Source organism: Actinacidiphila sp. bgisy160, from assembly GCF_057707815.1.
This window is the reverse complement of record NZ_JBYIQW010000020.1, coordinates 91,143-117,707: the sequence shown is the minus strand read 5'-3', so window position 1 is coordinate 117,707 and position 26,565 is coordinate 91,143. Positions and strand designations below refer to the sequence as shown.

General features: G+C 72.8%; 19 protein-coding genes and 3 pseudogenes. 10 read left to right on the top strand and 12 right to left on the bottom strand.

Features of this window, described 5'->3' with window-relative positions; all coding sequences use genetic code 11:
* Positions 1 to 64: 64 nt before the first annotated feature.
* The 3 genes from AC3EUJ_RS18290 to AC3EUJ_RS18280 all read right to left on the bottom strand — a co-directional run bounded on the left by AC3EUJ_RS18290 (position 65) and on the right by AC3EUJ_RS18280 (position 3,382).
* On the bottom strand, positions 65 to 1,336 hold the full coding sequence (locus AC3EUJ_RS18290; protein ID WP_431962550.1) for an MDR family MFS transporter: 1,272 nt from the start codon (positions 1,334 to 1,336) through the stop codon (positions 65 to 67).
* Positions 1,333 to 2,484: a PLP-dependent cysteine synthase family protein gene (locus AC3EUJ_RS18285; RefSeq protein ID WP_431962548.1), complete on the bottom strand. Its 1,152-nt coding sequence runs from the start codon at positions 2,482 to 2,484 to the stop codon at positions 1,333 to 1,335. Before AC3EUJ_RS18285 ends, AC3EUJ_RS18290 begins: the two co-directional genes overlap by 4 nt.
* Positions 2,485 to 3,103: 619 nt before the next feature.
* A complete protein-coding gene (locus tag AC3EUJ_RS18280) occupies positions 3,104 to 3,382 on the bottom strand; it encodes a glycosyl hydrolase family 65 domain-containing protein (protein ID WP_431962546.1) in 279 nt (92 codons plus the stop codon).
* A 261-nt stretch (positions 3,383 to 3,643) separates the two neighbouring features.
* Here AC3EUJ_RS18280 and AC3EUJ_RS18275 point away from each other — a divergent pair, with 261 nt between their 5' ends.
* From AC3EUJ_RS18275 to AC3EUJ_RS18255, 5 genes and pseudogenes are all read left to right on the top strand, one after another.
* Positions 3,644 to 4,285, top strand: coding sequence for a CBS domain-containing protein (locus AC3EUJ_RS18275; RefSeq protein ID WP_431962544.1), 642 nt, complete (start codon positions 3,644 to 3,646; stop codon positions 4,283 to 4,285).
* Positions 4,286 to 4,370: 85 nt separating this feature from the next.
* On the top strand, positions 4,371 to 4,508 hold the full coding sequence (locus AC3EUJ_RS18270; protein WP_431962542.1) for a hypothetical protein: 138 nt from the start codon (positions 4,371 to 4,373) through the stop codon (positions 4,506 to 4,508).
* Positions 4,509 to 4,532: 24 nt separating this feature from the next.
* Positions 4,533 to 5,456 (top strand): universal stress protein, encoded by a 924-nt coding sequence (locus AC3EUJ_RS18265; RefSeq protein ID WP_431962540.1) that lies wholly within the window; start codon positions 4,533 to 4,535, stop codon positions 5,454 to 5,456.
* 170 nt (positions 5,457 to 5,626) lie between these two features.
* Positions 5,627 to 6,151 (top strand): annotated as a pseudogene (locus tag AC3EUJ_RS18260) (CBS domain-containing protein); the annotation flags it as partial.
* A 121-nt stretch (positions 6,152 to 6,272) separates the two neighbouring features.
* The gene (locus AC3EUJ_RS18255; protein ID WP_431962538.1) at positions 6,273 to 7,244 is read left to right on the top strand and encodes an Acg family FMN-binding oxidoreductase; all 972 of its coding nucleotides are present in this window, start codon (positions 6,273 to 6,275) and stop codon (positions 7,242 to 7,244) included.
* A gap of 44 nt (positions 7,245 to 7,288) precedes the next feature.
* Here the strand turns inward: AC3EUJ_RS18255 and AC3EUJ_RS18250 are convergent.
* From AC3EUJ_RS18250 to AC3EUJ_RS18235, 4 genes and pseudogenes are all read right to left on the bottom strand, one after another.
* Positions 7,289 to 7,471: pseudogene (locus AC3EUJ_RS18250) on the bottom strand (zinc ribbon domain-containing protein); the annotation flags it as partial.
* A 129-nt stretch (positions 7,472 to 7,600) separates the two neighbouring features.
* Complete coding sequence (locus tag AC3EUJ_RS18245; RefSeq protein WP_431962536.1) at positions 7,601 to 7,834, bottom strand: ubiquitin-like protein; 234 nt, start codon at positions 7,832 to 7,834, stop codon at positions 7,601 to 7,603.
* A gap of 150 nt (positions 7,835 to 7,984) precedes the next feature.
* Positions 7,985 to 8,218: a hypothetical protein gene (locus tag AC3EUJ_RS18240; protein ID WP_431962534.1), complete on the bottom strand. Its 234-nt coding sequence runs from the start codon at positions 8,216 to 8,218 to the stop codon at positions 7,985 to 7,987.
* A gap of 534 nt (positions 8,219 to 8,752) precedes the next feature.
* A pseudogene (locus AC3EUJ_RS18235) lies at positions 8,753 to 8,938 on the bottom strand (SAM-dependent methyltransferase); the annotation flags it as partial.
* 572 nt (positions 8,939 to 9,510) lie between these two features.
* Between AC3EUJ_RS18235 and AC3EUJ_RS18230 the strand changes: the two are divergent.
* Positions 9,511 to 13,140, top strand: a complete 3,630-nt coding sequence (locus AC3EUJ_RS18230; protein ID WP_431962532.1) for a S8 family serine peptidase — start codon at positions 9,511 to 9,513, stop codon at positions 13,138 to 13,140.
* A 454-nt stretch (positions 13,141 to 13,594) separates the two neighbouring features.
* Positions 13,595 to 17,020 (top strand): CARDB domain-containing protein, encoded by a 3,426-nt coding sequence (locus AC3EUJ_RS18225; protein ID WP_431962530.1) that lies wholly within the window; start codon positions 13,595 to 13,597, stop codon positions 17,018 to 17,020.
* Positions 17,021 to 17,068: 48 nt separating this feature from the next.
* Here AC3EUJ_RS18225 and AC3EUJ_RS18220 read toward each other — a convergent pair whose 3' ends face one another.
* The gene (locus tag AC3EUJ_RS18220) at positions 17,069 to 17,791 is read right to left on the bottom strand and encodes a class I SAM-dependent methyltransferase (RefSeq protein WP_431962528.1); all 723 of its coding nucleotides are present in this window, start codon (positions 17,789 to 17,791) and stop codon (positions 17,069 to 17,071) included.
* Positions 17,792 to 18,009: 218 nt separating this feature from the next.
* On the opposite strand from AC3EUJ_RS18220, the gene AC3EUJ_RS18215 reads away from it, so the two are divergent.
* The gene (locus AC3EUJ_RS18215) at positions 18,010 to 19,227 is read left to right on the top strand and encodes a lycopene cyclase family protein (RefSeq protein ID WP_431962526.1); all 1,218 of its coding nucleotides are present in this window, start codon (positions 18,010 to 18,012) and stop codon (positions 19,225 to 19,227) included.
* Positions 19,218 to 20,786 (top strand): FAD-dependent oxidoreductase, encoded by a 1,569-nt coding sequence (locus AC3EUJ_RS18210; RefSeq protein WP_431962524.1) that lies wholly within the window; start codon positions 19,218 to 19,220, stop codon positions 20,784 to 20,786. Before AC3EUJ_RS18215 ends, AC3EUJ_RS18210 begins: the two co-directional genes overlap by 10 nt.
* Before the next feature lie 38 nt (positions 20,787 to 20,824).
* Here the strand turns inward: AC3EUJ_RS18210 and AC3EUJ_RS18205 are convergent, their stop codons facing one another.
* The 4 genes from AC3EUJ_RS18205 to AC3EUJ_RS18190 are packed head-to-tail and all read right to left on the bottom strand — an operon-like array spanning position 20,825 to position 25,506.
* On the bottom strand, positions 20,825 to 21,841 hold the full coding sequence (locus tag AC3EUJ_RS18205) for a Rieske (2Fe-2S) protein (protein WP_431962522.1): 1,017 nt from the start codon (positions 21,839 to 21,841) through the stop codon (positions 20,825 to 20,827).
* The gene (locus AC3EUJ_RS18200) at positions 21,838 to 22,845 is read right to left on the bottom strand and encodes a phytoene/squalene synthase family protein (RefSeq protein WP_431962520.1); all 1,008 of its coding nucleotides are present in this window, start codon (positions 22,843 to 22,845) and stop codon (positions 21,838 to 21,840) included. Before AC3EUJ_RS18200 ends, AC3EUJ_RS18205 begins: the two co-directional genes overlap by 4 nt.
* Positions 22,842 to 24,359: a phytoene desaturase family protein gene (gene crtI, locus AC3EUJ_RS18195; RefSeq protein WP_431962518.1), complete on the bottom strand. Its 1,518-nt coding sequence runs from the start codon at positions 24,357 to 24,359 to the stop codon at positions 22,842 to 22,844. The genes AC3EUJ_RS18200 and crtI overlap by 4 nt, the downstream gene beginning before the upstream one ends.
* 46 nt (positions 24,360 to 24,405) lie before the next feature.
* Positions 24,406 to 25,506 carry a polyprenyl synthetase family protein gene (locus AC3EUJ_RS18190; protein WP_431962516.1) on the bottom strand — a complete coding sequence of 367 codons (1,101 nt, stop codon included), beginning with the start codon at positions 25,504 to 25,506 and terminating at the stop codon, positions 24,406 to 24,408.
* A 588-nt stretch (positions 25,507 to 26,094) separates the two neighbouring features.
* Here AC3EUJ_RS18190 and AC3EUJ_RS18185 point away from each other — a divergent pair.
* Complete coding sequence (locus tag AC3EUJ_RS18185; protein WP_431962514.1) at positions 26,095 to 26,565, top strand: cation:proton antiporter regulatory subunit; 471 nt, start codon at positions 26,095 to 26,097, stop codon at positions 26,563 to 26,565.

Sequence of the window (26,565 nt, the reverse complement as noted above, 5' to 3'; positions counted from 1 at the left end):
CGCTCGCGCCTTGGGGGGATGGCCCTCGGCCGGCCGAGGGCCCTCCCCGGTTGTCCGAGGAAGGTCAGGCGAGGGCGGGTTCGCGGGTGACCGCGGACAGTCCTCCGGCCCTGGACAGGAGCTGGACGCAGGCGGCGCACAACAGGCCGGTCACGGTCAGGGTCAGCCAGGGCAGCCACGGCCTGTGGCCGCTGTCGGCGAGGTCCCAGATGGCACCGGTGGCGAGGTTGCCCAGGGTGATTCCCAGGCCCGAGACGGTGTTGTACCAGCCGTAGTGCGTGGCGACCAGGCGCTCCCCGGAGAGGGTGACGATGGTGTCCATCTCGAAGGGGTAGACGACCGCGCTGCCCACGGCCAGGACGGCGACCGCGATCACGAGCAGAGCCACCGCGAGGACGGCCTCGGACGTCCCGCCGGACGGGTCGGGGCTCACGGCCAGGGGAGTGAAGGCCAGGCCCATGAGGAGGATCCCGCCGACGATGGCCTGCGGCCCGGTCCGGCGGGCCCGCACCCAGCCGGTGATGCGGAGCTGGCCGAGGACCGCCACGACGGCCGAGATGATGAACAGACCACTGGTGACGGCCTGTCCGCCGGTGCCGAGAAGCTTGTGGGCCTGTAGTGGCAGCGCGAGGTAGACCTGGAAGGACAGTACGTACGAGCCGATCATGGCCAGGGAGAACAGCATGAACGGCCGGTTCCCCAGCACCTGCCGCCATGAACCGAGGACGCCGGCCGCCGCGCCGGGGCCGGTGACGTGTTCCGGCCGCCGGTCGGGCAGGGCCCGGCACTGCAGCACGGTGAGCACGGCGAAGACGGCCGCCGCCGTCATGCACACGGCACGGAAGTCCAGGGCGAGCAGGGCCAGCCCGACCAGTGGCCCGATCAGGACTCCCGCCTGGTAGAAGACGTTGAACAGGGCGAAGCCCTCCACCCGGCGCTCGCCGGCCTCCGCGGCCAGGTAGGCGCGGACCGCCGGGTTGAACAGCGCGCCGGCGAACCCCGCGGCGGCCGAGGCCGCGACGAGTGCGGGCAGGGAGTCGACCAGACCCAGCAGCGCGAAGCCGAAGGTGCGCAGGGTGCAGCCGATGACGATGGGCGTCTTGTAGCCGAAGCGGTCGGCGATGGTGCCGCCGAGCACGAACATGCCCTGCTGGGAGAAGTTCCGTACGCCCAGGACGAGGCCGACGGCCCAGGCGGCCAGGCCGAGGCCGCCGGCCAGATGGTCGGCAAGGTAGGGCATGAGCATGTAGAAGCCCAGATTGATGGCGAACTGGTTGGCCATCAGCAGCCGGGCCGGGGTGTCGAAGGTACGGGCCTGCCGCCACAGCCCCCTCACCGCGCGGCCTCGAAGGACAGGCCGTCGTGCTCGCTCGCCGGCGCGCCGGCCAGTGGATCCTGGACGGTGGTGCAGCGGGTCCAGCGCTCGACCACGGTCTCGCCCGGGTCGGCGATCTCCTCGGGGTCCTCGGACGGTTCGTGGTGCAGCAGACCATGGTCCCGGCAGTAGGGATCGTCGAAGACGGTGCCGACGTAGCGTTGCGGGCCGTCGGGGAAGATCGTCACGATCCTGGTCTCGGCCGGCAGCGTACGGGCCAGCCAGCGGGAGACCAGGGCGACCGCCCCGACGCTCCAGCCGCCCGTGGCGTAGTGGTCCCGGGCGAGGCGCCGGCAGGCCCACACCGCCTCAGCGGCGGCCACCCAGTGCACTTCGTCGAAGGCCGGGTAGTCGACGTTGCGAGGATGGATGCTGCTGCCCAGGCCCCGCATGAGCCGGGCTGCGGGCGGCTGGCCGAAGATCGTCGACCCGGTGGTGTCGACGCCGACCAGCCGCAGGTGCGGGAAGAACGCGCGCAGCGGGCCGCTGACCCCGGCCGAGTGCCCGCCGGTGCCGACACTCGCGACCAGGACGTCGATGCGACCGAGCTGGGCGACGAGTTCGTGGGCGAGGGGCGCGTAGCCGGCGACGTTGTCCGGGTTGTGGTACTGCTCCGGGCACCAGGCCGCGGGGTCGGCGGCCAGGAGTTCCCGCACCCTGTCCCGGCGGGCCTGCTGCCAGCCGCCGGCCGGGTGCGGTTCGGTGACGATCTCGACGGTCGCTCCGTAGGCGGTCAGCAGGGCGGCCATGGGCGGTTCCATGCCGGGGTCGGTGACCACCGTGACCGCGTGTCCGTGCACGGCCCCCGCGAGGGCGAGTCCGAGGCCGAGCGTGCCGCTGGTGGACTCCACGATCGGGGCCCCGGGGAGGAGTTCACCGCGGGCGCGGGCGGCCTCGATCATGTACAGCGCGGAGCGGTCCTTGATGCCGCCGGGGTTGAAACCCTCGAGTTTGGCCCAGAAGCCGCGGCCGTCGGGGACGAAGGGCGATCCGACCCACAGGACCGGCGTGTTGCCCACCAGTCCCGCCGGGGTGCGGCGCGGGGGCGCGGTGGCGGCCAGGAGTTCGGCCGGGGACGTGGGCGGGCCGGGGTAGGGAAGGGTGCTCATAGGTGCTTCTCCTGCGGCCGTCGCGACGGCGCGGCCGCTGCTCGTACGGATACGGGGCGCGTTCGGCCGTGCCCGTCGCGCGTCGCCACGGGCGGGGCCGAGGCCCTGTCAGGTCCGCGACACGCAGAGCAGACTCAGCGTTCCGGGGCCGGAACGTGGGGGTGCGCAGGCATGTCCTGCGGCTGCGGCCCCGGCCCTCGGGGGGCGAACGGCCGGTGCCGGTAGGGGAGGTGCCGCCCCGATGCCGGACGCCGCGGGGGCGTCGGCCAGGCGGGGGCGGGGGTCGGGGAGCCGGTCGAGGGCGACTCCGCACAGGGCGTGGTGGCCGGCGGGTGATCCTTCACCGCGGGCGACGTCCTGGTCCGGACGCGTCGCGGCCCCCTGTGGCCGACATACGGCCGAGGCGGCGGAGGCGGCGGAGGCGGCGGCCAGGGTGTCGTTGGCCTCGCGGTCCGGGCCGTGGGCGCAGGCGACCAAATGGATGCTCGTGAACACGAGCACGCCCAGAAGCAGGAGCACGCCATGAAAGGAGATGCGCTGACCCGCTCGCCACATCATGCCACGCATCGTAGTCGATCAGTCGCACCGCGCAGCGAACGGCCCGGTAGTGTGAAGCGTTTCACCGGGCCGGCGGGTCGAGCAGCCGGAAGCGGCCCGGTGGGACCGACCAGTTCCGGCCGCCGAGCCGGACCCGGACCGGCGCCGCCGCGGAGGCGGGGACGGCGATGCTCACCTGGCGTCCGTCGACGTGGATCCGCACGCCCCGGTGTCCGCGGTGGCAAACCGTGAAGCCGACCTGCCGGTCGCCGGCGGCGCCCGCCAGGGCGATGTGCCGCGGCAGGTCCCGCTCCTCGGCGGGTTCCCCGGGCGCGGACGGGTCCACGACCGGTGCGGTCATGATCGGAGATCCCCACGGTGCTTTCCCGGCAGCGGCGGTGTCGCCGGGGTGCCGTGGCCAAGGCCGGTGGAGAGCCGGTCAGGCGGCATCCCGGACTCCCTCGGTCGTGCTTCCCCTTCGTCCAGCAGACCGTCGCGGCACACCGGGTCCGCAGGGGACGATGGGCCCCTCCGCGGGGCCGGGTGGCCCAATGGCGGCGGTCACCGGGCCGTCCCAAACTGGGTGCGGGAGGGTTTCCGTCCCTCGTCAAAGGAGGCGGTCATGAACGGCAACCGGCATCCGGCGAGGGTGGGCGACGTGATGACGCGCAAGGTCGTCGCTGTCGCCCTGGGCACCTCGTTCAAGGAGATCGTGCGGACGCTGGAGCAGTGGAAGGTCAGCGCCGTTCCCGTGGTGGCCGACGGCACCCGGGTGGTCGGCGTGGTCTCCGAGGCGGATCTGCTGCGCAAGGAGGAACACCATGAGGACGACGCCCCGCCGGTCGGCGCAGGCCGGGACAAGGCCGCCGCGGCCACGTCCGAGGAGTTGATGACGGCCCCGGCGGTCACCGTGCGCGAGGACGCCCCCCTGGCGCAGGCGGCGCGGACGATGGCCCTGCACCGCGTGAAGCGGCTGCCCGTGGTCGACGCCGACGGCGCGCTGCAGGGCGTGGTGAGCCGGGGCGACCTGCTCAAGGTGTTCCTGCGGCCGGACGAGGACATCGTCCGTGACGTTCGGGAGGTCATCGCCGGGGAGTTCCTGCCCGGCGCATGGCAGTTGGTGGACGTCGAGGCAGCGGACGGCATAGTGACGGTGAGCGGCCTGCTCGCCGACCGGTCGCTGGTCCCGGTCGTGGCACGGATGGTGCGCTCCGTGGAGGGTGTCGTGGACGTGCGCTTCGACCTCACCTCGACGCGCGTGTGACGCTCACCCGACGACGACCGGTCGGACCCGGCGTGCGGGCCCGACCGGCCCAGTTGCGTTACACCCTGGCGGCGGCCATGAGGGCGTGGGTTTTCCAGGAGCCGCGGCCGTCCGGCGGCTGAACGAGCACGCCTACACCGGGCCGTGGGCCGGCGGGGACCGCGACCTGTGGATCCGCATCACCCCGCAGAGCGTGACGGGCCGCCGCATCGTGGTCGGCTGACACGACGACGACAGGAGGACGCCCATGACCGACACCGGGATCAGCCCACACGAAGGGCTCCACATGCCACACGGGGAGGTCGTCGTGGGAGTGGACGGATCGGATCCCGCCGTGCGCGCCCTGGACCGGGCGGCCGACGAGGCACACCGGCGCGACACCGTCCTGCGGATCGTGTTCGCGCTGCCGTGGCCCGATCCGGGCGAGGTCGGATTCGGACTGGACACCGACCGTGATCGCCCACCGGCCGAAGCGGCCCGGGTGATCCTGGAACTGGCCGCCCAGCGGGTGGCGGACCGGCACCCGAAGCTCCCCGTCGCCCTGGAGCGCACCGCCGAACCGGCGGCCACGGCCCTGGTGCGCCTGGGCAGGAACGCCGCCCTGACCGTCGTCGGCACCCGGGGCCGCGGCGGCTTCACCGGCCTGCTCCTAGGCTCCGTCGGACTGCGGGTGGCGGCCCACACCACCGGCCCCCTGATGGTCGTCCGCGGCCAGGACGCGGCCGCACGGCGGGGCCCGCTGCACGACAAGGTACTGCTCGGTCTGGAAGACGAAAGCGACACCGAAGCCGCCGTGTTCGCGTTCGAGGAAGCCCAACGGCGCCGCGCACGGCTACGGGTACTCCACACCTGGACCCACCCACACGTTCCCCTGGGCGAGTGGCCGGTGTCCCACCGGCAGGACCTGGCCGCCCAGGCCCGGCAGCACAAGGAACTCGCCCGGTTCGCCGTGTCCAAACTCACCGACCGCTTCCCCGACATCGCCGTCCGGGTCGACACCACCGCCGGGCACGCCGCGGCAGCCCTGGTGGAAGCGAGCCGCGCCGCCGACGTCGTCGTGATCGGCGCCCACCGCCGGGAAGGCCGGCCACTCGGAATGCGTCTGGGACCAGTCACCCACGCGGTACTGCACCACGCGCACTGCCCCGTCGTCCTGATCCCCATCGGCTGACCGCCGGACCGCATGGCCGGTTCGCACCGCCGGTTCGGCCGTCACCGCGCCGACGGACGGCCGTCAGCGGACCGGCCGGACCGCACAAGGGCCGGGAGGCCCTGCGCACGGCGGGCCCGGCTACGGAGGCTGGAGGCGAGGACCGGGCCCCAGTCACGAGGAGGACCCACATGCACGGCAACCCGCACGTCGTCGGTGACGTGATGACGCGATCCGTCGGCGCGGTCGACGTCACGACGATGGAGCGGTGGAAGGTGAGCGCCCTGCCCGTTCTGGAGGGTGAGGGCCGCGTCGTCGGTGTGGTGTCCGAGGCGGACCTGCTGCCCAAGGAGGAGTACCGCGACAGTGCCCCTTCCCGCGGCGAGCAGATGCGGCGGCTGGCGGATCTGGGCAAGGCGGGCGCCACCACCGCCGACGAGCTGATGAGCGCGCCTGCCGTGTGCGTGCACGCCGACGCCACGTTGGCTCAGGCGGCACGGGCCATGGCCTTTCGGCACGTGAAACGGCTGCCGGTCATCGACGGGGAGGGGATGCTGTGCGGGATCGTCAGCCGGGGCGACCTGCTGAAGGTCTTCCTACGCCCGGACGAGGAGATCGCCGAGGAGGTCGGCCGCGAGATCGTCGCCTACCTGTTCCCCGGTGAGCCCCCGCCGGTGCGGGCCCGCGTCGAAGAAGGCGTCGTCCACTTCTCCGGCCCGCCGGGGGACCCGTTGAGACCGCGCCACACGGCCCCCGCCGCCGGGACGACCGGCCCCTCCCCCCACTGGCGCGGCGGGGCGGAATCTGGAGTCGGGTTCCGCCCGGGAGGAGAGCGCCATGATGCCCACGACCCTCGACGGGGCGACGCTGGAGAAGCTCATTTCCGCCGCCGTCGCCGCACCGTCCTTCCACAACAGCCAGCCGTGGCGTTTCCGGCTGGAGCCGGACACCGCCACGGTCCTGGTCCGCGCCGCGGGCGAGCGCGGGCTGCGCGAGGCCGACCCGCTGGGCCGGGCGCTGCACGTGTCCGTCGGTGCCGCGGTGTTCAACCTGCGGGTCGCGGTCGCCCACTTCGGCTGGGAGCCCGTCGTCCGGCTGCTGCCGGTCCCGGCACAGCCGGACCTGCTGGCCTCGGTGCGGCTGGCCGGGCGGCCCGGCGGCGGGAAGCACCGCGCGGACCTGTACGAGGCGTTGTGGCGCCGGCACAGCAGCCGCTCGCCGTTCTCGGCGCAGCGGCCTCCGGCGCCGGTCCTCGCCGAACTGGCCGATGCCGCCCGGGCGGAGGGGGCGACGCTCCTCCTGCCGGACGCCGGGGAGACGCAGCGGGTGCTACGGCTGACCGAGGAGGCGGAGCAACGTGGCGTCGTCGACCCCGCGCGCCGCGCCGAGAGCCGGCGCTGGGTACGCGACGGCGCCCCGGACGGCCTGGCGCCGACGGCCCTGGGCCCGCGGGACGCCTCCGGGCGGCTGCCCATGCGGGACTTCTCCGCACTCCGTCCGGAGAATCAGCTCCCCTCAGCGGTCTTCGAGCGGGAGCCCCTGATCGCGGTGCTGTCGACCGCCCACGACCGGCGTGCCGACTGGCTGCGGGCCGGCCAGGCGCTGGAGCACGTCCTGCTGGTCGCCACCACGCACCGGGTGCGGACGTCACTGCTGCACCAGGCGCTGGAGTGGCCGGACCTGCGCTGGGCGCTGCGCGGCACGGACCGCGGACCGGGGCACGTCCAGATGCTCATCCGGCTCGGGTACGGCCCTGCGGGGGCGGCGAGCCCGCGGATTTCGGCTTCGGAGGTCGTGGGACGGCGTTGACACCCTCTCCGCCCTGAGGGGGAGATCCCCGCCTACCGCGCCGCCTGCGCTCCACGGGCTGCCACGGCCAGTCCGGCCGCCCTGGCGACGCTGACCGGCCCGTTGACGTCCCGGTCCAGGACCGCCCCGCACGCCCCGCACATCCACCCGCGGACGTGCAGGGGCATCGGGCCGTCCTTGACGCCGCACTGCGAGACCACCTGAGACGTGGGCTCGAAGCGGCCGATGCTGCGGGGTCATACGGCCGCCACCGGCCCGGGGACCTCCGGTCCCCGGGCCGGCGCGCGATGTGCTCTGTCCTGGGCGCCGTCAGTTCTCCGGCTGCGGGGAACGGGCTCCCTGACGTCTGCGGCGCGTCAGGCGGGCACGACGTCGATGACGTCACCGTCCACAAGCCCCAGACTGGCCGGCGTCTCGGTGGAACTGCAGGGTGCGCCGTTGACGAGGAAGCCAAGTCCTCTGCGGGACCTTCCCGTCTTGGCGCAGTACGTGTCCATCAACTGCTTGAGAGAGGTGTGCGCGCGGATCTCGAAGCTCATCTCCCCGGTGTCGTCCTTGACTCGCAGTGTGATGTCACTTTCCTCGCCCATGACCGCGCCTCCGTCGACATGTGATCTCCGTATCGAGCCATCCGGCGGACTGACCGCGCGCCGGGCAGCCAGGTCGTGAGTCGGTGTTCGTCGTCGGTCGTACGCCCACCGAGGGACCACGCGCGGAGCGAGGACGACAGCCCGTGGGGCTCAGGCGTGGTCGACGAGTTCGGCGTGACCCTTCTGGCGTGCACAGTGGGCACAGCAGAAGAACCGGCCGTCGGACTGAAGGCCGTGTCCCAGGATCCGGCACTGGCAGTTCTCGCAGACCGGGGCGATCCGTTGCGCCGCGCACTCCAGGCTGTCGAAGACGTGCAGCGCGCCTGCCGCCCGCACCTCGAAGGCCATCTCGTAGTCGTTACCGCATACTTCGCATACCGGCATCGGATGACTCCTGACACTGTGTGTAGTGGACAGCCCGGACGATCCGTGGCTGGACCGGGCCCTGCTCCGGGGCAGGGCGACCGGCGGCGCGGGCGTTCACCAGGAACATGCCGCTGCTCCCGATGAGGTGGCCACCGATGGCCGCCGCACTCACCGGCCCCCACTTGGACCAGCCGGCGCGGCGATCCGCGTGGCCGAATGCCACATCCCGCCTTCGTCCCTCGCTGCGCCGTTCAAGCCCACGGCTCCCCTCACGGAACCGCAGAACCACCACGGGGCCAATCCCACATCACGCGGGCTCCGCAGCACGGTATTTCGTTCGGACATCAGTCGGCTCCTCGTAGGACGACGGAGGGCAGCCGGCGTCCTGCCCATGCCCTCCCACCGTCGCTCTGAGTGGCGGCGTACGCCACCGCGGCTGGTACGAACGGATCAGGAACGAAGCGCTGTCCGGGCCGGGAGCCGGTGTGTCGCCGAGCGGTCGTGGCGCCTGCCCGGTCGACTGCGGCTTCGGCCATGCGCGAAGGCCCGGGGTCACGGGACGCGGGCGACCCCGCCGTCGGTGCCGCTGTCCTCGGGCGACGGCGGCGGGCACTTCCTGAACCACTCCGCGGCCGTCACCAGGCCGGGGGCGACGAGGTCCAGGCCGTCGAAGAAGCGGGCGACCTGGGAGCGGGTGCGGAAGCCGAGGCGGATGCCGCCCTTGGCGTACCCGGCGGTGGTCGACGCCCCGCGCGGCGTCGGCGGGCACGGGCGGTTGGCGACCTGGCGTGTCGCCCACGCTTCGGCGTCACATATGGCGACATCTTCGGGCGCTCCCGAATTCGCGACAAATAGGCGGGACCAGCATTTTCATGCCCACCACCCGCTCGAAACTTTCGAGGAGAGCGGGACACCGAACCGCTGCCGGCGGAATTCCCCTGTTTCCAGTGAGTAAACTTTTCGGGCGCTCTTCCACGCACTGATCAGATCGATTTCCATTCGGCATATCAGCAGGTCAGCAGGGGCCTCTGAGGTCATGTCAGGACTCACCTCGGCAACCGGCGCCACCCGGCTGGGAAATGGAATACGCTACAGTCCGTCAGTGCGAAGTTCAAGTGCTTTACACGGCCTCTTCAGAGGTGATCAGATTCGTCCGATCGTCCACTCTGGAGGGCAATGTGAGACCCCGTTTCCCCCGGCGATACGCAGCGGCGACAGCCACAGCTCTGGTCGCCGCTCTCGTGAGCCCCGGAGCCGCGCACAGCGCTTCTCCGTCCGCACCGGCCGCGGCGGCAACCCCCGCGGCGGCCGTGGCGCAGCACCCGCCCGCAAAGGTCACGCTGGTCACCGGCGACAAGGTGACGGTGACTCAAGGACCCAAGGGCACGGCCCCCGCGGTGCAGGTCGAGCGCGCACCGGGGTCCACGGGCTCGGTGCGTGTCGCCACCGAGGGCGGCGACACCTACGTGTTCCCCGACGAGGCGGTGGCGTACATAGCGAAGGGGCTTCTCGACAAGGAACTCTTCAACGTCACCCAGTTGATGGCCCAGGGTTACGACGACGCGCACCTCAGCGCGCTCCCCCTGATCATCACGCGCACCGAGGGCTCCGCCCCCCTCAAGTCCCGCTCGGCGCTGCCCGGGGCGGAAACCACGCTCAGCCTTCCCTCCGTCCGCGGTGAGGCGGTCCGCACCCGGCGGTCGAAGGCCGCGGACTTCTGGTCGGCCCTCACCGGCACCGCGCAGGCTGACGCCGACGGGCCCAAGGCGGCACCGCGCTTCTCCGCCGGCGTCGACAAGGTGTGGCTCGACGGCAAGGCGAAGGCCACGCTCGCCGACACCACGGCGCAGGTCGGGGCGCCCGCCGCCTGGGCCGCGGGAGGTACGGGTGCGGGGGTGCGGGTGGCCGTCCTGGACAGCGGGGTGGACACCACCCACCCGGACCTCGTGGACCGCATCGTGGCGTCCCGCAGCTTCGTTCCCGGCGCGAGCGTCGTCGACCGCAACGGGCACGGCACCCATACGGCGTCCACCGTGGCCGGCACGGGTGCCGCCTCCGGCGGCAAGGAGCAAGGGGTCGCCCCCGGCGCCGACCTGCTGGTGGGCAAGGTCCTCGGCGACAACGGATCCGGGACGATATCCGGGATCATCGCCGGCATGGAGTGGGCGACGCGGACCGAGCACGCCAAGGTCGTCAGCATGAGCCTCGGCGTCAGCGGCTGGCACACCCAGGACGATCCGCTGAGCCAGGCCGTGAACCGGCTGAGCGCCGAGACCGGCGCGCTCTTCGTCATCGCCGCGGGCAACGACGGCCCCGGGGCCTACAGCCTTGCCGCGCCCGGGACGGCGGACTCCGCGCTCACCGTGGGGGCGGTGGACGCGTCCGACCACCTCTCCGAGTTCTCCAGCGCCGGACCGCGCATGGACGGCGACGCTCTCAAACCCGACATGACCGCCCCCGGAGTGGACGTCCTTGCGGCACGTTCGCAGTACATGGAGTGGGGCGAGGGCTTCTACCGCGTCGACAGCGGCACCTCCATGGCCACGCCCCACGTCGCGGGGGCGGCCGTGCTCCTGGCGCAGAAGCACCCGCGGTGGACGGGGCAGCAGATCAAGGACGCCCTGATGGGCACCAGCGAGCCGACCCCCGGCTACAGCCCCTACCAGGCGGGAACCGGCCGGCTGGACGTGGCCGCCGCCTACAACCAGGACCAGGTCATCGCGACCGGATCGGTCGACGCGGGGCTCGTACGGTGGTCGCCCGGTGCGCAGCGGCAGCCCGTCAAGCGGAAGATCACCTACACCAACACCACCGACCGCCCCATCACGTTGCGGCTCTCCGTCGACCGTGGCGACTTCCCGGCTCAGGCGTTCGCGCTGTCCGCCGACAGCGTCACGGTGCCGGCGAACGGCACCACCACCGCCGAGGTCGTGGTGAGCGCCGAGGGCCTCGCAGCGGGCCGGTACGCCGCCCGGGTCACGGCACACCACGCCGGCGGTGAGGTGCACACGGCCGTGGGGCTCTCCGTCGAGTCCGAGAAGTACGACCTCACCATCCGCCTGAAGGACCGCTCCGGCCGGCCCGTGAGCGGTGAGGTCGAGATCAGGGGCGCGGACGGCGCTTCCACCTTCATGTGGGTTCCCGACGGGTCCGTCACCAGCCGCTGGGCCCCGGGTTCCTACATGGTGACGTCGCTGATGGACGTCGAGGGCCTGGCCGGACGCCACTCCCTCGGGCTTGCGATGCTGGCCGCCCCCGAGATCGGGCTCACCGCCGACCGAACCGTGGAACTCGACGCCTCCCGCGCCCGCGAGGTGAAGGTGGCGACCCCCCGGCCGACCAGCGTGGTGAGCAGCAGGATCGACCTGTACCGCTCCTTCACCTCCAGCACTCCCACCCCCGGCGACGGGAACGCCCTGCGCGAGAGGATCTGGCCCTCGGCCGCCTACGACAGCCTGTGGGCGCTGCCGACCAAGGACAAGGTGCGCAAGGGCAGCTTCGCCTTCACCACCAGGATCCGCGCCGAGCAGCGGCCCCTGCAGATCACCTACCGGGGCCACCGCCTCGACGACGCCCTCGTGCAGCCCGGTTCCCGGCCGATGCGGGACGGCACCTCGCACCTGGACGCCGTCTTCGCCGGTACCGGCACACAGGCCGAGTACGCCGGCGTGTCCGCACGCGGCCGGGCCGTGGTGGTCCGCGGCAGCGACGCCGTGCCCCCCGCCGATCAGGCGGCCGCGGCACATGCCGCCGGCGTGGCGCTGCTCGTGGTGGTCAACGACCGCGAGGGCCGCAAGAGCGACTGGTACGGCGACCCCGACAACGTCACGACCGGACAGGTCCCGGTCGCCTCGCTGACCCTGGACGAAGGGGAGGCGCTGATCAAGGCGATCGCCGGTGCGGGCGGGAAGGGGGTACGGCTGGCGGTCGAGGCGCATCCCGCGCCGAAGTACCTGTACGACCTGGTCGACCAGCACCTCGGCGGAGTGCCCGCGGATCCCTCGGCGAAGACGGAGCCCCGCGACCTCGCCCGCGTCGACGTCGACTTCACTCCGCCTCCCGGGCGGCAGGTCCTCGAATCGCGGCTGGACTTCCCGTCGTACGACTATCCGCCGTACAAGGGGTTCTCTCCCAACGCGCTTCCCGCCGAGGTGGTCGCGCCCGGCCGCCGCACCGACTGGGTCACCGCCGGAGTCCAGTGGCAGCAGAACGCCGCCCTCGACGGCTGGGGCAGTTCGCAGACCGACCTGATGACCTACCGGCCGGGCAGCGTGCAGAAGGACCGCTGGTACGGGCCCATCACCCGGCCCCGCATGATCACCTCCGATCTCCCCTACCGCGGCGAGAACGCGATGAGCGCCTACATCCAGGGATTCGGCGACGCGGGATCGGCGCACAGCGGCGGATCGGGCATGTACCAGGCGATCTCGTTCTACCAGGGCGACCGGGAACTGTCCCGGATGGAGGGCTACCCCTGGTTCGGGGCCGGTGACCTGGCGCCGGAGAAGCTCCCGTACCGGCTGGTCGTCGACACCAAGGGCGACACCCGGCTCAGCCCCTACTCCACCACCACCCGCACCGAGTGGCGCTTCACCTCCGGCGCCCCCGAGAGCGTCCAGGCCGTCCCGCTGGTGCAGTTGGACTACGGCACCGACCTGGACGCGGAGGGCCGGGCGCGGCGCAGCACGGAACTCGCCGTCACCCCGGTGGTGCTCGGCAGCTCCGCCGCCGCGGACGCGGTCTCCTCGGTCCGGCTGGAGGTCTCCTACGACGACGGGGCCACCTGGCTGCGGCAGGGGCTCAAGGAGAGGAAGGGCACCTGGCAGGCGGCACTGAACGCGCCGAACCGGGCCGGCTACGTGTCGATCCGCGTCACCGCCGAGCAGCGCAACGGCGGCGGAGTCACCCAGACCGTCACCCGGGCCTTCGGCCTGAAGTGACAGCGTGAGGGGCCGGTGCCCGGGCATGATCGTGTGCCCGGGCACCGGCCCTTTGACGTCCGTGACGCCGTTGATCTTGCGCAGAGTTACTCAATAAATTGCGCTGCATTCGATCATTCGTTGCGACGGCACCGGCTCACCCGACGACCTTTCGATAGGACCTGCCAGGCCTTTCACCGGCACGGCACGCGGCCCGGCACACGCAAGCGCTCCGCAAGTGACGCAAACACAGCTCGACGGCAACTGGCTGTGGATTACGTGCCGTTGACAAACCAGAGACGTCCGAGAAACCTAATGACGCGCTTTCCGCAAGAAGTTGACTGCATGACTCAATTGGCGTGCATGGCCGGCTCCCATGTCGGGACGGTCCCGTTCGGTCCCTGCTTCCCCTGCTCCCCCTGGTTCCTCCTCGCCCGCCTGCCGCGCGCCCCGCCCCCCACGGAATGAGGACCCCATGCGTTGGAGACCCCTCGGCCGGCGGTCGCTGTCCGCCGCCGTACTGTCCGGGCTCATGACCCTCGCGCTGTCACCGATGTCCGCCACCGCCCAGGCGGCCCCCACGGCCAACGCCGCCGCCGACGTCAACCTCGCGCTCGGCCGGCCCGCCACCGCGGGCGGCTCCCACGGCGAGTACCCGGCCGGGAACACCACCGACGGCACCCAGGCCTCCTACTGGGAGGGCCCGGCCGGCTCCTTCCCCCAGTGGGTGCAGGTCGACCTCGGCGCGACCCGCAGCGTCGACCGCGTCGTGCTCAAGCTGCCCTCCGGGTGGGAGACCCGGACGCAGACGCTCTCCCTGCAGGGCAGCACCAACGGCTCCTCGTTCGGCGCGCTGGCCGCCTCTGCCGGACGGGTGTTCAACCCTGCGCAGGCCAACACCGTCACCGTGGACCTGACCTCGCCCGCCGACGCCCGCTACGTCCGTGTCAACGTCACCGGCAATACCGGCTGGAACGCCGCGCAGTTGTCCGAGCTGGAGGTGTACGGCGAGGAGGGCGGCGGGAACGAGCCGCCGCCCACCGGAACCAACCTGGCGCGCAACAAGCCGGTCGAGGCCACCTCGTCGGTGCATACCTATGTGGCCGCCAACGCCACCGACGACTCCACTTCCACCTACTGGGAGGCGGCCGGTCACCCCGCCGACCTCACCGTCGAACTCGGCTCGGCCGCCGACGTCACCGGTGTCGTGGTCAAGCTCAACCCCGACCCGGTGTGGGCCGCCCGTACCCAGGCCATCCAGGTGCTGGGGCGTGCGCCGTCCACGACCAGCTTCACCTCGCTGCGCGACCGCGACGACTACTCCTTCAGCCCGGGCACGGGCAACTCGGTGACCATTCCGGTCAGCGGACGCTGGGAGGACGTACGGCTGCGGTTCTTCGCCAACTCCGGCGCGCCCGGCGGTCAGGTGGCGGAGTTCCAGGTCGTCGGCACCGCCGCTCCCGCCCCCGACCTCACCGTCACGGGCCTGGGCTGGTCCCCGGCCGCCCCCTCCGAGCGGGACGCGGTCACCGTGAACGCCGGGGTCCGCAACGGCGGCACCGCACGCTCCGCGGCGACGACCGTGGACGTGAGCGTCGAGGGCACGGTCGCCGGGTCCGCCCCGGTGCCCGCCCTCGAACCGGGCGAGTCGGCCACCGTCGCCGTCTCCACCGGGACCCGCGCGGCGGGCAGTTACGCCGTCTCCGCGGTCGTCGACCCGCGCGACGCCGTGGCCGAGCTGGACGACAGCAACAACAGCCGCAACGCCGCGGACCGGCTGGTCGTCAGCCAGGCTCCCGGGCCCGACCTGGAGGTCACCGGCATCACCCCCAGCCCGGCGAACCCCGCGGTGGGCGCGCCGGTCTCCTTCACCGTCGCCGTGCACAACCGCGGCACGACGGCCGCGGCCGCGGGTTCGGTGACCCGGCTGCAGGCCGGCTCCACCACGCTGAGCGGCACCACCGGCCAGGTCGCGGCCGACGCGACGGTGAACGTCGCGATCAGCGGCACCTGGACGGCGACCGCGGGCGGCGCCACCCTCACGGCCACCGCGGACGCCACCGGAGTCGTCTCCGAGACCGACGAGAACAACAACGTGCTCGCCAAGTCCCTGGTCGTCGGACGCGGCGCGGCCGTGCCGTACACCGAGTACGAGGCCGAGAACGGCCGCTACCAGGGCACCCTGCTCACAGCCGACGCCAAGCGGACCTTCGGGCACACGAACTTCGCGACCGAGTCCTCCGGCCGCAAGTCCGTCCGGCTGGACTCCGGCGGCCAGTACGTCGAGTTCACCTCCACCACGTCCACCAACTCCATCGTGGTACGCAACTCCATCCCCGACGCCCCGGGCGGCGGCGGAGCCGACGCCACGATCAGCCTCTACGCCGACGGCACGTTCGTGCAGAAGCTGAACCTCTCGTCCAAGCACAGCTGGCTGTACGGCAGCACCGACGACCCGGAAGGCCTGACCAACCGGCCCGGCGGCGACGCGCGGCGGCTGTTCGACGAGTCGCACGCGCTGCTGTCGCGCACCTACCCGCAGGGCACGACGTTCCGTCTGCAGCGCGACGCGGGCGACTCGGCGGCCTACTACGTCATCGACCTGATCGACCTGGAGCAGGTCGCGCCCGCGGCGGACAAGCCGGCCAACTGCACCTCGATCACCGAGTACGGGGCCGTCCCCGGCGACGGACTCGACGACACCGACGCCATCCAGCGGGCGGTCACGGCCGACCAGAACGGGCAGATCTCCTGCGTGTGGATCCCGGCCGGGCAGTGGCGGCAGGAGCAGAAGATCCTCACCGACGACCCTCTCAACCGCGGCCAGTACAACCAGGTCGGCATCCGGGACGTCACCATCCGCGGCGCGGGCATGTGGCACTCCCAGCTCTACACCCTGACCCCGCCGCAGAACGCGGGGGGCATCAACCACCCCCACGAGGGCAACTTCGGCTTCGACATCGACCACAACACCCAGATCTCCGACATCGCCATCTTCGGCTCGGGCACCATCCGCGGCGGCGACGGCAACGCCGAGGGCGGCGTCGGCCTCAACGGGCGCTTCGGCAAGGACACGAAGATCACCAACGTGTGGATCGAGCACGCCAACGTCGGCGTCTGGGCCGGCCGCGACTACTCCAACATCCCCGAGCTGTGGGGCCCCGGCGACGGGCTGGAGTTCTCGGGGGTGCGGATCCGCAACACCTACGCCGACGGCATCAACTTCGCCAACGGCACCCGCAACTCCACCGTCCACAACTCCTCGTTCCGCAACACCGGCGACGACGCGCTGGCGGTCTGGGCCAGCAAGTACGTCAAGGACACCTCCGTCGACGTCGGCCACGACAACCACTTCCGGAACAACACCGTCCAGCTGCCCTGGCGCGCCAACGGCATCGCGGTCTACGGCGGCTACGGCAACACCATCGAGAACAACATCGTCTCCGACACGATGAACTACCCGGGCATCATGCTCGCCACCGACCACGACCCGATCCCCTTCTCCGGTCGGACCACCATCTCGGGCAACGCCCTGTACCGCACGGGCGGCGCGTTCTGGGGCGAGGCGCAGGAGTTCGGCGCCATCACGCTCTTCGCCCAGGGCACGGACATCCCGGGCGTGACCATCCGGGACACCGAGATCCACGACTCGACCTATGACGGCGTCCAGTTCAAGACGGGCGGCGGCTCCATGCCCGGCGTCATGGTCACCGACGTCCGCATCGACAACTGCGTGAACGGCTCCGGCATCCTGGCGATGAGCGGCGCCCGCGGCAGTGCCACCCTGACCGACGTCACGATCACGAACTCGGCCCAGGGCGACGTACTGATCGAGCCCGGCTCCCAGTTCACCATCACCGGCTCACCGAACGGCGCGTCCGCGGCACGCAGGTCCGTCTGAAACCGGCGGGGTCCCCGGCTCACCGTGAGCCGGGGACCCCGCACGGCGTCACTTCAGCCCGGTGGCCGGCGCGCGCGCCACGAAGGTGTGCGCGACGCCGGTCTGCCAGCCGGGCAGGGGCAGGACCCGGACCTGTGTGAATCCCACCCGCCGCATCCGTGCGGCGAAGGCGTCGGCGGTGTCGAACTCGAGGACGCTGCGCCACAGATGCTCGTACAGGGAGCGGTCCCCGGTCAGGCACGCGACAGGCAGCAGCAAGCCCCGGCACACGGCCGTCCACACCGCGCGATGGCGAGGCAGCCCGCTCAGGGTGTACTCGTGGATCGCGACGCGGCCGCCCCGGGCCATCGAGTCCCGTACCCCGGCGAGGACCAGATCGGGGTCGGCCACGTTGCGGAAGAGGTAGGCGGCGAACACCGCGTCGTAGGGCCCGGCCACCCCCGCTTCCGCGAGCCGCTCGGCCGGGCAGTGCACGAACCTGACTCCGCGGCCCCATCGCTTGCGGGCCGCCACCTCGAGCATGCCCGCGGAGGAGTCGACCGCGGTGATACGGGCGCGTGGGGCCGCGGTGAGCAGGGCGGCGGTGGACGCACCGGTGCCGCACCCCACATCCAGCAGCCGCATCCCCGACCCGCCGGCGCGAAGCCCCAGCCGCCGGGCCGATCGCCGCAGATGGGCGTGATAGCCAGGATTGACGGCGACCATCCGGTCGTACAGCGCGGCGGCGTGATCGAACGCGGACGCGAGTTCGGCACCGTGCATCACGGGCATGACGTGCTCCTCGGCTGCCGCGGGAGGGAGTGGGACGAGCGCACCACGTGCGGCCTGTGCCCATTCCACCCCCGCCGCCGTCCGGGCGCACCTCACACAGGCGCATACCCACGGACGGCCCAAGAACCGCGTGTCAGGCCCGGCCGTGGTCCCTTCCGGCCACGGGAGCGGCGATCATCGCCTCAAGGTCCGCACCCAATCACCGTCCGGGAGGATCCTTGACCGAGGCCGACGCCCGGAGTGCCGTCGACATCCTGATCGTCGGCGCGGGCGCCGCCGGGCTGTCACTGGCGCACCGTCTGGCGGCCTCGCCGGGCCCGGACGGCCTCCCCGTCTCGATCGTGCTCGTCGAGCCCCCGACGGGTTCCCCCGTGCGCTCTCCCGCACGCACCTGGTGCTTCTGGGGGGACGAGGGGGACGCATTCGACAGCCTGGTCACCGCCCGCTGGCACCGGCTGCGGATCACCGCCAGGGACGGCCACCGCGTCTGCTTCACGTCCCCGCGCGCGTACCGGATGATCCGTTCGGCCGACTTCCTGCACGAAGTCGGTGGTGCGCTCGCCCGCCGGCCCGGTGTGCGGAGGGTGGAGGCGACCGTGGACGTGGTGCGTGACGTGCCGGGAGGTGCCGAGGCCACCGGCCACGACGCGGCAGGCCGTCCGGTCCGGTTGTCCGCGCGCTGGGCCTTCGACTCGCGGCCCCCGAGCGAGCTGCCGCCCGCCCGCACCACGCTGCTGCAGCACTTCAGGGGCTGGTTCCTCACCACACGTGCCGACCACTTCGAACCCGGCGTCGCCGATCTGATGGACTTCCGCACCCGCCAGCCCGCACTGGGGCTGTCCTTCGCGTACGTGCTGCCTTTCTCTCCCCGCGAGGCGCTGGTCGAGTACACGGAATTCTCCGCCGCGCCGCTGACGGAGTCCGCCTACGACGCGGCACTGGAGGACTACGTCCTGCGCACGTGGCGGGCGGCCGCCTACGAGGTCACCGCCGCCGAACAGGGGGTCATCCCCATGACGGACGGGCGCTTCCCCCGGCGTGCGGGACGGAGCGTGTTCCCGATCGGCGTGGCCGGTGGTGCCACCCGCCCCTCCACGGGGTACGCCTTCGCCGCGATCCAGCGGCAGTCGGCCGCGGTCGCCGCGTCCTGGCACGCCGGACTGACCCCGCAACCCCCGATGCCGTACGCGGCCCGCCACCGCCTCATGGACGCCGTCATGCTGCGCGCCCTGGCGACCGGCCGGGCCGGTGGGGCCGCCTTCTTCGAAACCCTTTTCCGGCGCAATCCCCCGGAGCGGGTCCTGCGCTTCCTCGACGGCACCTCAGGCCTGCGGGACGAATGGGCCATCGGCCTGGGCACGCCGGTGCCGGCCATGCTGCGCGCGCTCTTGGAACTCCCGCTGGTACCACGGCGAAAGGCGACCGCATGCTCCTGAACCCTCCGTTCGGGGCGGTGCGTCCCGGCCGCGACCGCAGGGCGGTCCTGTGGCCGGCACGGGACGGCACCGCCCGGGTGGCACAGCCCGCCCCCAGCACGGCCGTGGTGGGCGGAGGCATCGCCGGGGTGGCGGCGGCCGTCGCGCTCGCCGAGCGCGGCGTACGTGTCGACCTGCTGGAGAGGGAGGACGTGCTCGGCGGCAGGGCCGCCGGATGGCCGACCGCCCTGGCCGACGGACGGCGGGTCACGATGAGCCGCGGCTTCCACGCGTTCTTCCGTCAGTACTACAACCTCCGCGCGTTGCTCCGCCGGGTGGACCCGGGTCTCGCCCGTCTGCGACCGCTGGCGGACTACCCGCTGCAGCGCGCCACCGGTGCCCACGACAGCTTTCGCAACGTGCCGCGCACTCCGCCGTGGAGCGTGCTGGGTTTCGTCGCCCTCAGCCCCGCCTTCGGCTGGTCGAGCCTGGCCCGCATGCACCCGCGGGCCGCCCTGCCCCTGCTGGACGTGCGCGTCCCGGACGTGTACGAGCGGCTCGACCAGGTCAGCGCCGGCGCCTTCCTGGACGACATCCGCTTCCCGGACGACGCCCGGGACCTGGCGTTCGAGGTGTTCTCCCGCAGCTTCTTCGCCGATCCGAAGGAGCTGTCCGCCGCGGAGCTGGCCCTGATGTTCCACATCTATTTCCTGGGATCCTCCGAGGGACTGCTGTTCGACGTGCCCCGCGAGCCGTACCCGCAGGCGCTCTGGGACCCGCTCACCGGTTACCTGTCCGGTCTGGGGGCCACCGTCCGCACCGGCTGCACCGTCCAGGCACTGCGCCCCGACGCCGACGGCTTCCGGCTGGCGGTCACCGCCCCCGGAGCGTCACGGACACCGGAGGAACACAGGTACGACGCGGTCGTGCTCGCCGTGGACACGGCCGGCCTGCAGGCCGTGGTCGCGGCGTCGCCCAACGTGGGAAGCGGCGGTTGGCGTGCAGGCGTCGGACGCCTCCGGCATGCGCCGCCCTTCTTGGTCTCGCGCTACTGGATGGACCGACCCGTGCGGCCCGACCGGCCTGGATTCCTGGGCACCAGCGGTTTCGGCCCGGTGGACAATGTCAGCGTCCTCAGCCACTGGGAAGGAGAGGCTGCCCGGTGGGCGAAGGCGACCGGCGGCTCGGTCGTGGAACTCCACGCCTACGCCGTGGGCCCGGCAGCCGACCGCAGCGCCCTGCAGGACACGATGCTGCGAGAACTGTCCCGGATCTACCCCGAGTGCGCCGGGGCGGCCGTCGTCGACGCCCGCCACGTGTGGCGGCAGGACTGCCCCCTGTTCCCGGTCGGCGGCTACCGGGACCGGCCCACCGTACGCACGGTCCACCCCCGCCTGGTGCTCGCCGGCGACCAGGTGCGCACAGCGCTCCCGGTCGCTCTGATGGAACGCGCGGCCACCACGGGAACACAGGCGGCGAACGCCCTCCTGGCCACCTGGGGAGTGCGCGGCCACCCGCTGTGGTCGGTTCCGCCACATGGGCGGAACGCCGTCATGCGGGCCCTGGCACGCCGGGGTTGAGCCGGTCGGTGGCGTGCCCGCCGCGCGGCGGCGGGGCCTCAGCCGGGGAACCGGCCCTGGCTGCGCAGGGCGTAGCGGCGCTCGGCGTAGGCGAGGTCGTCGCGCCACAGGCGGGCGGCGCCGCGTCGCATCAACGGCCGCAGCAGCGGGCCGGCCCGGCGGGCGACGGTGAAGCCGGGGCGAGGTGAGTGGGCGACGACGGCCTCGGTCACGGCGGTCCGCGGCCGTCCGTCGCCGCCCGGGCCGAGCGGTGTCGCGTGGGTTTCGACGACGCTGGTGGCCCCCTCGCCGGAGACGATGCGCATCACGACGGCCCGCGGCCCGGGCGCGGTGAACTCGGCCCGCACCGGAACGCCGAGGCGTCCGCGCAACCGGAAGGAGACATCGACCAGGAAGCGGTCCGCGCCAGGGCCGGAGGCATCCGTATCGTGGGCGGCAGGTGTCTCCACGACGCTGAGGTCGGCGAAGGAGTACGGGTGGAACCAGGCTCCGTGCCACGGGTCCAGCCGGTTGGCGACCACGTCCTCGGGTTCGCACTGCCCGGTGACCGTCATGACGGCCGCCAGTGACGCTCCGGGGGCGGGCCGTGCCGGAACCGCCGGCGCCGGTGTGGGTTCCTCACCACCGACGGCGTCCAGCCGCACCCACACCAGGAGGCCGTCGTCGTGGGCCGGGTAGGGGTCCCATCCCGGGTGCCCCGAGGGCTTCAGCGCGAGGCCGTGCCAGTGGCAGACGATCGTGCCGTCCCGCACGGGGCTTTCGCACAGCGGAGCGCCCAGGTGCGGGCAGGCGCCCGGGGCGGCTCGGACCCGTCCCCGCCGGTCGCGCCACAGCACCACTTCGAGGCCGGCCACTTCCTTCCCCGTGACGCGGCGCCCGACGACCTCGGTGCTTGCGGCCACGACGTACCAGTTGCCGGACGGGCGCGCCTGGGCACGTTTCAGTGCGGACGCGATGAGGGCGGGCCTGGCATCCCGCCAGGTGGGTCGCTGATCCTCCCACCTGCCGCCGGCGAGCAGGGCCAGCGGATGGAACGGACGGCCGGAGCGGCTCATGCGGTCGACTCCTCGGTCGTGTCGGACGCGGCATCGCACGACATACGCCAAGGGCGCGCGCGGTGGGAGACGCGGCTCGAGACGACGCCGGCGAGTCCGCGGGCGGCTTCGTGGACGCGGCGGCGCCGGGGCACGGCCACGCGGCGGTGGAGCACCGGGTAGCCGGCGGCCTCGATCTCGTCGAGGATGCCGCGGTAGAGCACCAGGGCCGTTCGGACGCAGGGGCGTGAGACGGGCGCGAGCATGGGGATGCCCTGGGCGGCCCGCCGGTAGATCTCGCGGGTGAGGGCGGCGGTCTCGCGCAGGGCGCCGCGGACCCGCGGGTCGGTGGTGCCGCGCCTGCGACACCAGGTCAGCAGGGCGCGATCGGCCCCGTGGGCGGCCAGGAGGTCCCCCGGGATGTAGACACGGCCGCGGTCGAGGTCCTCCCCGACGTCGCGCAGAAAGTTGGTGAGCTGGAAGGCGACCCCCAGGGCCGCGGCCGCGGGCTCGGCCTCCTCCCTGGGGGTGACCGTGCCCAGCACCGGCAGCACCTGCAGGCCGATCACCGCGGCCGAGCCGTGCATGTAGCCGGCCAGGTCGGCGTACGTGGGATACGCGGTGACCGTCAGATCCATCCGCATGGAGGCCATGAAGTCGGTGAACAGCGCGTGGTCGAGCCGGTGCCGGCGGACGGTGTCGGAGAGCGCGGTGACCACCGGATGGTCCGCCCGGCCCCTGCGAAGGCCGTCCAGCAGTACCGTCTCCAGGTCCGCCAGTGCCCGCTTCCGGGTCGCGGGCGCGGCACCGGCGGGGCCGGTGCCGGTGCCGGCGTCGACGATGTCGTCCGCCCACCGGGCGAAGCCGTAGAGGGCGTGGACGAAGGGGCGGCGGTCCGGGGTGAGCAGCCGGGTGGCCAGGAAGTAGGTCTTGCCGTGTCGTGCGTTCAACGCCCGGCAGCGCGTGTAGGCGGCGCGCGTCGAGGCCTCGGTGATCCCGGCGGCGTCGAGTTCGCGGGCGGTCACAGGACGCTCCTTCGTGATCGCCGTCGTGCCACCGCGCGGTCCCCCGCGACCCGGGCGGCGGCGAGCTTCCCGGAGATCAGTACGGTGGGCACTCCGACGCCGGGAACGGTGCCGCAGCCGGCGAGGACGACGTTCTCGGCGCCGCGGACCAGGTTGCGGGAGCGGAAGGGGCCGGTCTGCGCGAAGGTGTGGGCGGCCGAGAAGGGCGTTCCGGCTGCGTGCCCTGCCGCGGCCCAGTCGGCGGGCGACATGGTGCGCAGGGTCTCGACGGATGCCTCGAACCCCTCGAGTCCGCGTTTCTCGAGGTCGCGCATCAGGCGGTCCCGGTAGGCGGGGGCCGCCTGGCTCCAGTCGACGCGACCGGTGGCCAGATTGGGGCACGGGGCGAGGACGTAGTGCAGGTGCCGGCCCTCGGGCGCGAGGCAGGGGTCGGTGGTGGTGGGACGGGTGATGAGGAGGGAGGGGTCGCTCATGAGGCGTCCCAGTCGGGTCAGTTCGTCGAAGGTGCTCCCCCAGGCATCGCCGAAGGAGAGAGTGTGGTGCGCCAGCTGCGGCCAGGTGCGCCGGGTTCCGGCGTGCAGGACGAAGGCGGAGGGGGACCAGGACAGGCCCACCGGGCGGCGGGGGACGCGTCCCAGGAGCCGGTACACCACCGGCAGGTCGGGCGTGAGGACCACGGCGTCACAGGGGATCCGTTCGCCCTCGCCGGTGAGCACGGCCGTCACCCGGCCGCCGGGACCGCGTTCCAGGGCCGCGACCTCGCTCCCGTAGCGGAGCGCTGCTCCCGCGTCGGTGGCCTCGGCCGCGAGCCCGCGGGCGACGGCGTGCATGCCGCCGCGCGGGAAGTACACCCCGCCGACGGTGTCCATGTAGGCGATGACGGCGTAGGCGGCCAGGGCCCGGGCGGGTGCCACCCCGGCGTACAGGGCCTGGAAGGTGAACACGCGCTGCAGGCGCTCGTCCGTGACGAAGCGCGCGATGCGGGACTGGAGTCTGCCGAATCCGCCGAGCGCCGCCAGCCGGGCCAGGTCGGGGGTGAGAAGGGACAGGGGCGAGTCGAAGTTGACGTCGATGAAGCTGCGCATCTGAATTCGGTACAACTCACCGAGCCAGGACCTCAGCCGCCGGTACCCCAGTGCCTCCCGGCCGCCCGCGAACCGGGCGACCTCGGCCTCCATCGCCTCCGGGTCGGTGTGGACGTCGAGGGCGGAGCCGTCGGCGAACCCGGCACGGTAGGCGGGGTGCAGCGCCCGCAGTTCCACCCGTGAGGCGAGGGAGCCGCCGGTGGCTGCGAACGCCTCCTCCAGCAGGTCGGGCATGGTCAGTACCGTAGGGCCGGTGTCGATGCGGTAGCCCTGGAGCTCGAGCAGACCGGCGCGCCCCCCGGGTCCGCCGGAGCGTTCCATAACGGTCACCCTGCGGCCCGCTCCCAGCAGGTGCAGGGCGGCGGCCAGTCCGGAAAGGCCCGCGCCCACGACGACCACATGGTCTGTGCGCCCCTGAACGGTCCTCATCGGCGGCTGCCCTCACGTACGGGGGTCCGATGGACCGTGGTGGGGATCATGCGACGGCCGCCGCGCCGATGCGGCGGGCCAGCCCGGCCAGAGGGCGGACGCCCTGCGGCGCGAGGCGCCCGGTCGTGAGGAGAGCGGCGGCCTCGTCGGTCAGCGCCGCGATCCGCGCCTCCACCGCCTGCACCGCGCCCAGGTCCCTCAACAGCCCGCGAAAGGCCTTCAGCTCAGTCTCGTCCGCAAGGGGGTTGCCGAGCGTGGCGCGGACACGAGCCTCGCCCCCGGGCGAACCGGACCGCCGCGCCAGTTGCACCGCCAGGGCGGTCAGGTAGGTGAGCTTTCCCGAGCGGATGTCGTCGCCCGACGGCTTGCCCATCTCCACTGGATCCCCGTAGACGCCCATCAGGTCGTCGCGGAGCTGGAAGGCCAGGCCGGTCCGGCGGCCGAACTCGTGCAGAACCTCGATGGTGCGGTCGTCCGCGCCGGCGGACACGGCGCCCACGGCCAGTGGACGGGCGACGCTGTAAAGGGCGGACTTCAGTTCGGCGGTGCGCAGCGCCGCCTGCGGGTCGTCGGAGCGCTCCGCCTGCAGGCGGAGGTCGAGGTGCTGGCCCGCCACCATCTCCGCACGCATGGACTGCCACAGTCCTTCGACCCGCCGCCGCACGGCGGTGTCCATCGGAACCGTTCTGAGCAGGTCCTCGGCCCACACCAGGGCCAGGTCCCCGGCGAGCACGGCTTGCGCGAAACCGTAGGCCGCCGCGTCTCCGGACCAGCCCGCCCGGCGGTGCGCCTCGGTGAAGTGGGCGTGCACAGCGGGGCCGCCGCGGCGTGTCTCCGAACGGTCCATCACGTCGTCGTGGATCAGCGCGCAGGCCTGCAGCAGTTCCAGCGCCGCGCCCAGCCGGACCGGCAGCCGGGCGGCGTCCCCGGAAGTGGGCCCGCCTGCGGCGAGCCACCCCCACCACACGCACCGTGCACGCAGCCGGGCCCCGCCCCGCGAGACGAACTCGGTCAGGACACCGGCCAGAGCGGCGTCCGCGGGCAGGGCATCCGATGCGGTGAGGCCCCGCTCCGCCATGTAGGCGGACAGTTCGGCCTCGACCGCTTCCACCACCTCGGTGTCTGCTCCCGCATCCGAGCTTTCCACGTCGGCCTCTCGGTCGATGTCCCTGACGGCCGCGCTCCGCACGCGGAGGCGGCTCCCGCTGGCGACCGTTGCTGGCCTTGACAGCCTCGAAGGCCCGCGCCCGATCGGAGAACGTCCCCACGGCAGCGGAAGGACAGCCCTTCGGGGATCCACGGTCGCTCCCGACTCTGACACCGGCCCCGTCACAGCGCATCCGCAAGCCGACCGCACGGGCGGCCCCTCGTCGGGCGCCGGGGCCGGAAGGAGTACCCGCAGGGCGGCGAAGTGTGCGACCGGGCCGACGCGCTCATGGGTGCAGGAACTGCGGCGCCGCGGCGTCACCTGGACCCGGATCGGCGCATCCCTCGGGATCACCCGCCAGTCCGCCTGGGAACGGTTCTCCGGCGAGGAGTGACCGGATCCCGCAGGCCCGCCCGGCCGCCGCATCCGTCCCGGCAACGGCCCGCCCCGCTCGCCGACCGGAATAGAACCGTCCGGTTGAACGTAATACGCACGTAAAAGTCGCAGGCCGAGGGCGCCCCGCCGGCAGTGATGGCGGTCGGCGGCCCTGGCCGGCGTGGGAGATGCGGACTTGTCTGGGAGACAGCAGTGCCCATACGCCGGACGACCCTTCCGGGCATCGGGACGCAGTACGACGTGACCACGCGCACCGGGCGGAACCTGTCGGTGGTGGTCCACCAGGACGGGCGGAGGTTCCTGGGTTTCTACGAGGCCGACGATCCCGACGCGTGCGGGATGTCGGTACCGTTGGAGGCCGACGAGGCCGCCGGGCTTGCGCGGTTGCTCGACCCGACGCCGCTCGAGGCGGTGCGCACGGAGGGCATCGGGCTGGTCACCGAGCAGATCCCGGTGGGCTCGAGGTCGCCGTACGCGGGTCGGCCGCTGGGTGACACCCGGGCCCGAACGCTGACGGGGGCCTCCGTCGTGGCGGTGATGCGGCGGACGAGTGCGCACCCCTCCCCCGGGCCGGAGTTCCGGCTGGCGATCGGGGACACGCTCGTGGTGGTCGGCACCCGTGAGGGCGTGGACGCGCTGGCCGCGATCGTGGCGGGGCAGTGA

What these genes read in the sequence shown, in the direction of transcription:
- AC3EUJ_RS18275 (WP_431962544.1), top strand. Translation starts at nt 3,644, where the DNA reads ATGAACGGCAACCGGCATCCGGCGAGGGTGGGCGACGTGATGACGCGC.
- AC3EUJ_RS18280 (WP_431962546.1), bottom strand. Translation starts at nt 3,382, where the DNA reads ATGACCGCACCGGTCGTGGACCCGTCCGCGCCCGGGGAACCCGCCGAG.
- AC3EUJ_RS18265 (WP_431962540.1), top strand. Translation starts at nt 4,533, where the DNA reads ATGACCGACACCGGGATCAGCCCACACGAAGGGCTCCACATGCCACAC.
- AC3EUJ_RS18255 (WP_431962538.1), top strand. Translation starts at nt 6,273, where the DNA reads ATGATGCCCACGACCCTCGACGGGGCGACGCTGGAGAAGCTCATTTCC.
- AC3EUJ_RS18285 (WP_431962548.1), bottom strand. Translation starts at nt 2,484, where the DNA reads ATGAGCACCCTTCCCTACCCCGGCCCGCCCACGTCCCCGGCCGAACTC.
- AC3EUJ_RS18210 (WP_431962524.1), top strand. Translation starts at nt 19,218, where the DNA reads ATGCTCCTGAACCCTCCGTTCGGGGCGGTGCGTCCCGGCCGCGACCGC.
- AC3EUJ_RS18225 (WP_431962530.1), top strand. Translation starts at nt 13,595, where the DNA reads ATGCGTTGGAGACCCCTCGGCCGGCGGTCGCTGTCCGCCGCCGTACTG.
- AC3EUJ_RS18220 (WP_431962528.1), bottom strand. Translation starts at nt 17,791, where the DNA reads ATGCCCGTGATGCACGGTGCCGAACTCGCGTCCGCGTTCGATCACGCC.
- crtI (WP_431962518.1), bottom strand. Translation starts at nt 24,359, where the DNA reads ATGAGGACCGTTCAGGGGCGCACAGACCATGTGGTCGTCGTGGGCGCG.
- AC3EUJ_RS18240 (WP_431962534.1), bottom strand. Translation starts at nt 8,218, where the DNA reads ATGCCGGTATGCGAAGTATGCGGTAACGACTACGAGATGGCCTTCGAG.
- AC3EUJ_RS18205 (WP_431962522.1), bottom strand. Translation starts at nt 21,841, where the DNA reads ATGAGCCGCTCCGGCCGTCCGTTCCATCCGCTGGCCCTGCTCGCCGGC.
- AC3EUJ_RS18245 (WP_431962536.1), bottom strand. Translation starts at nt 7,834, where the DNA reads ATGGGCGAGGAAAGTGACATCACACTGCGAGTCAAGGACGACACCGGG.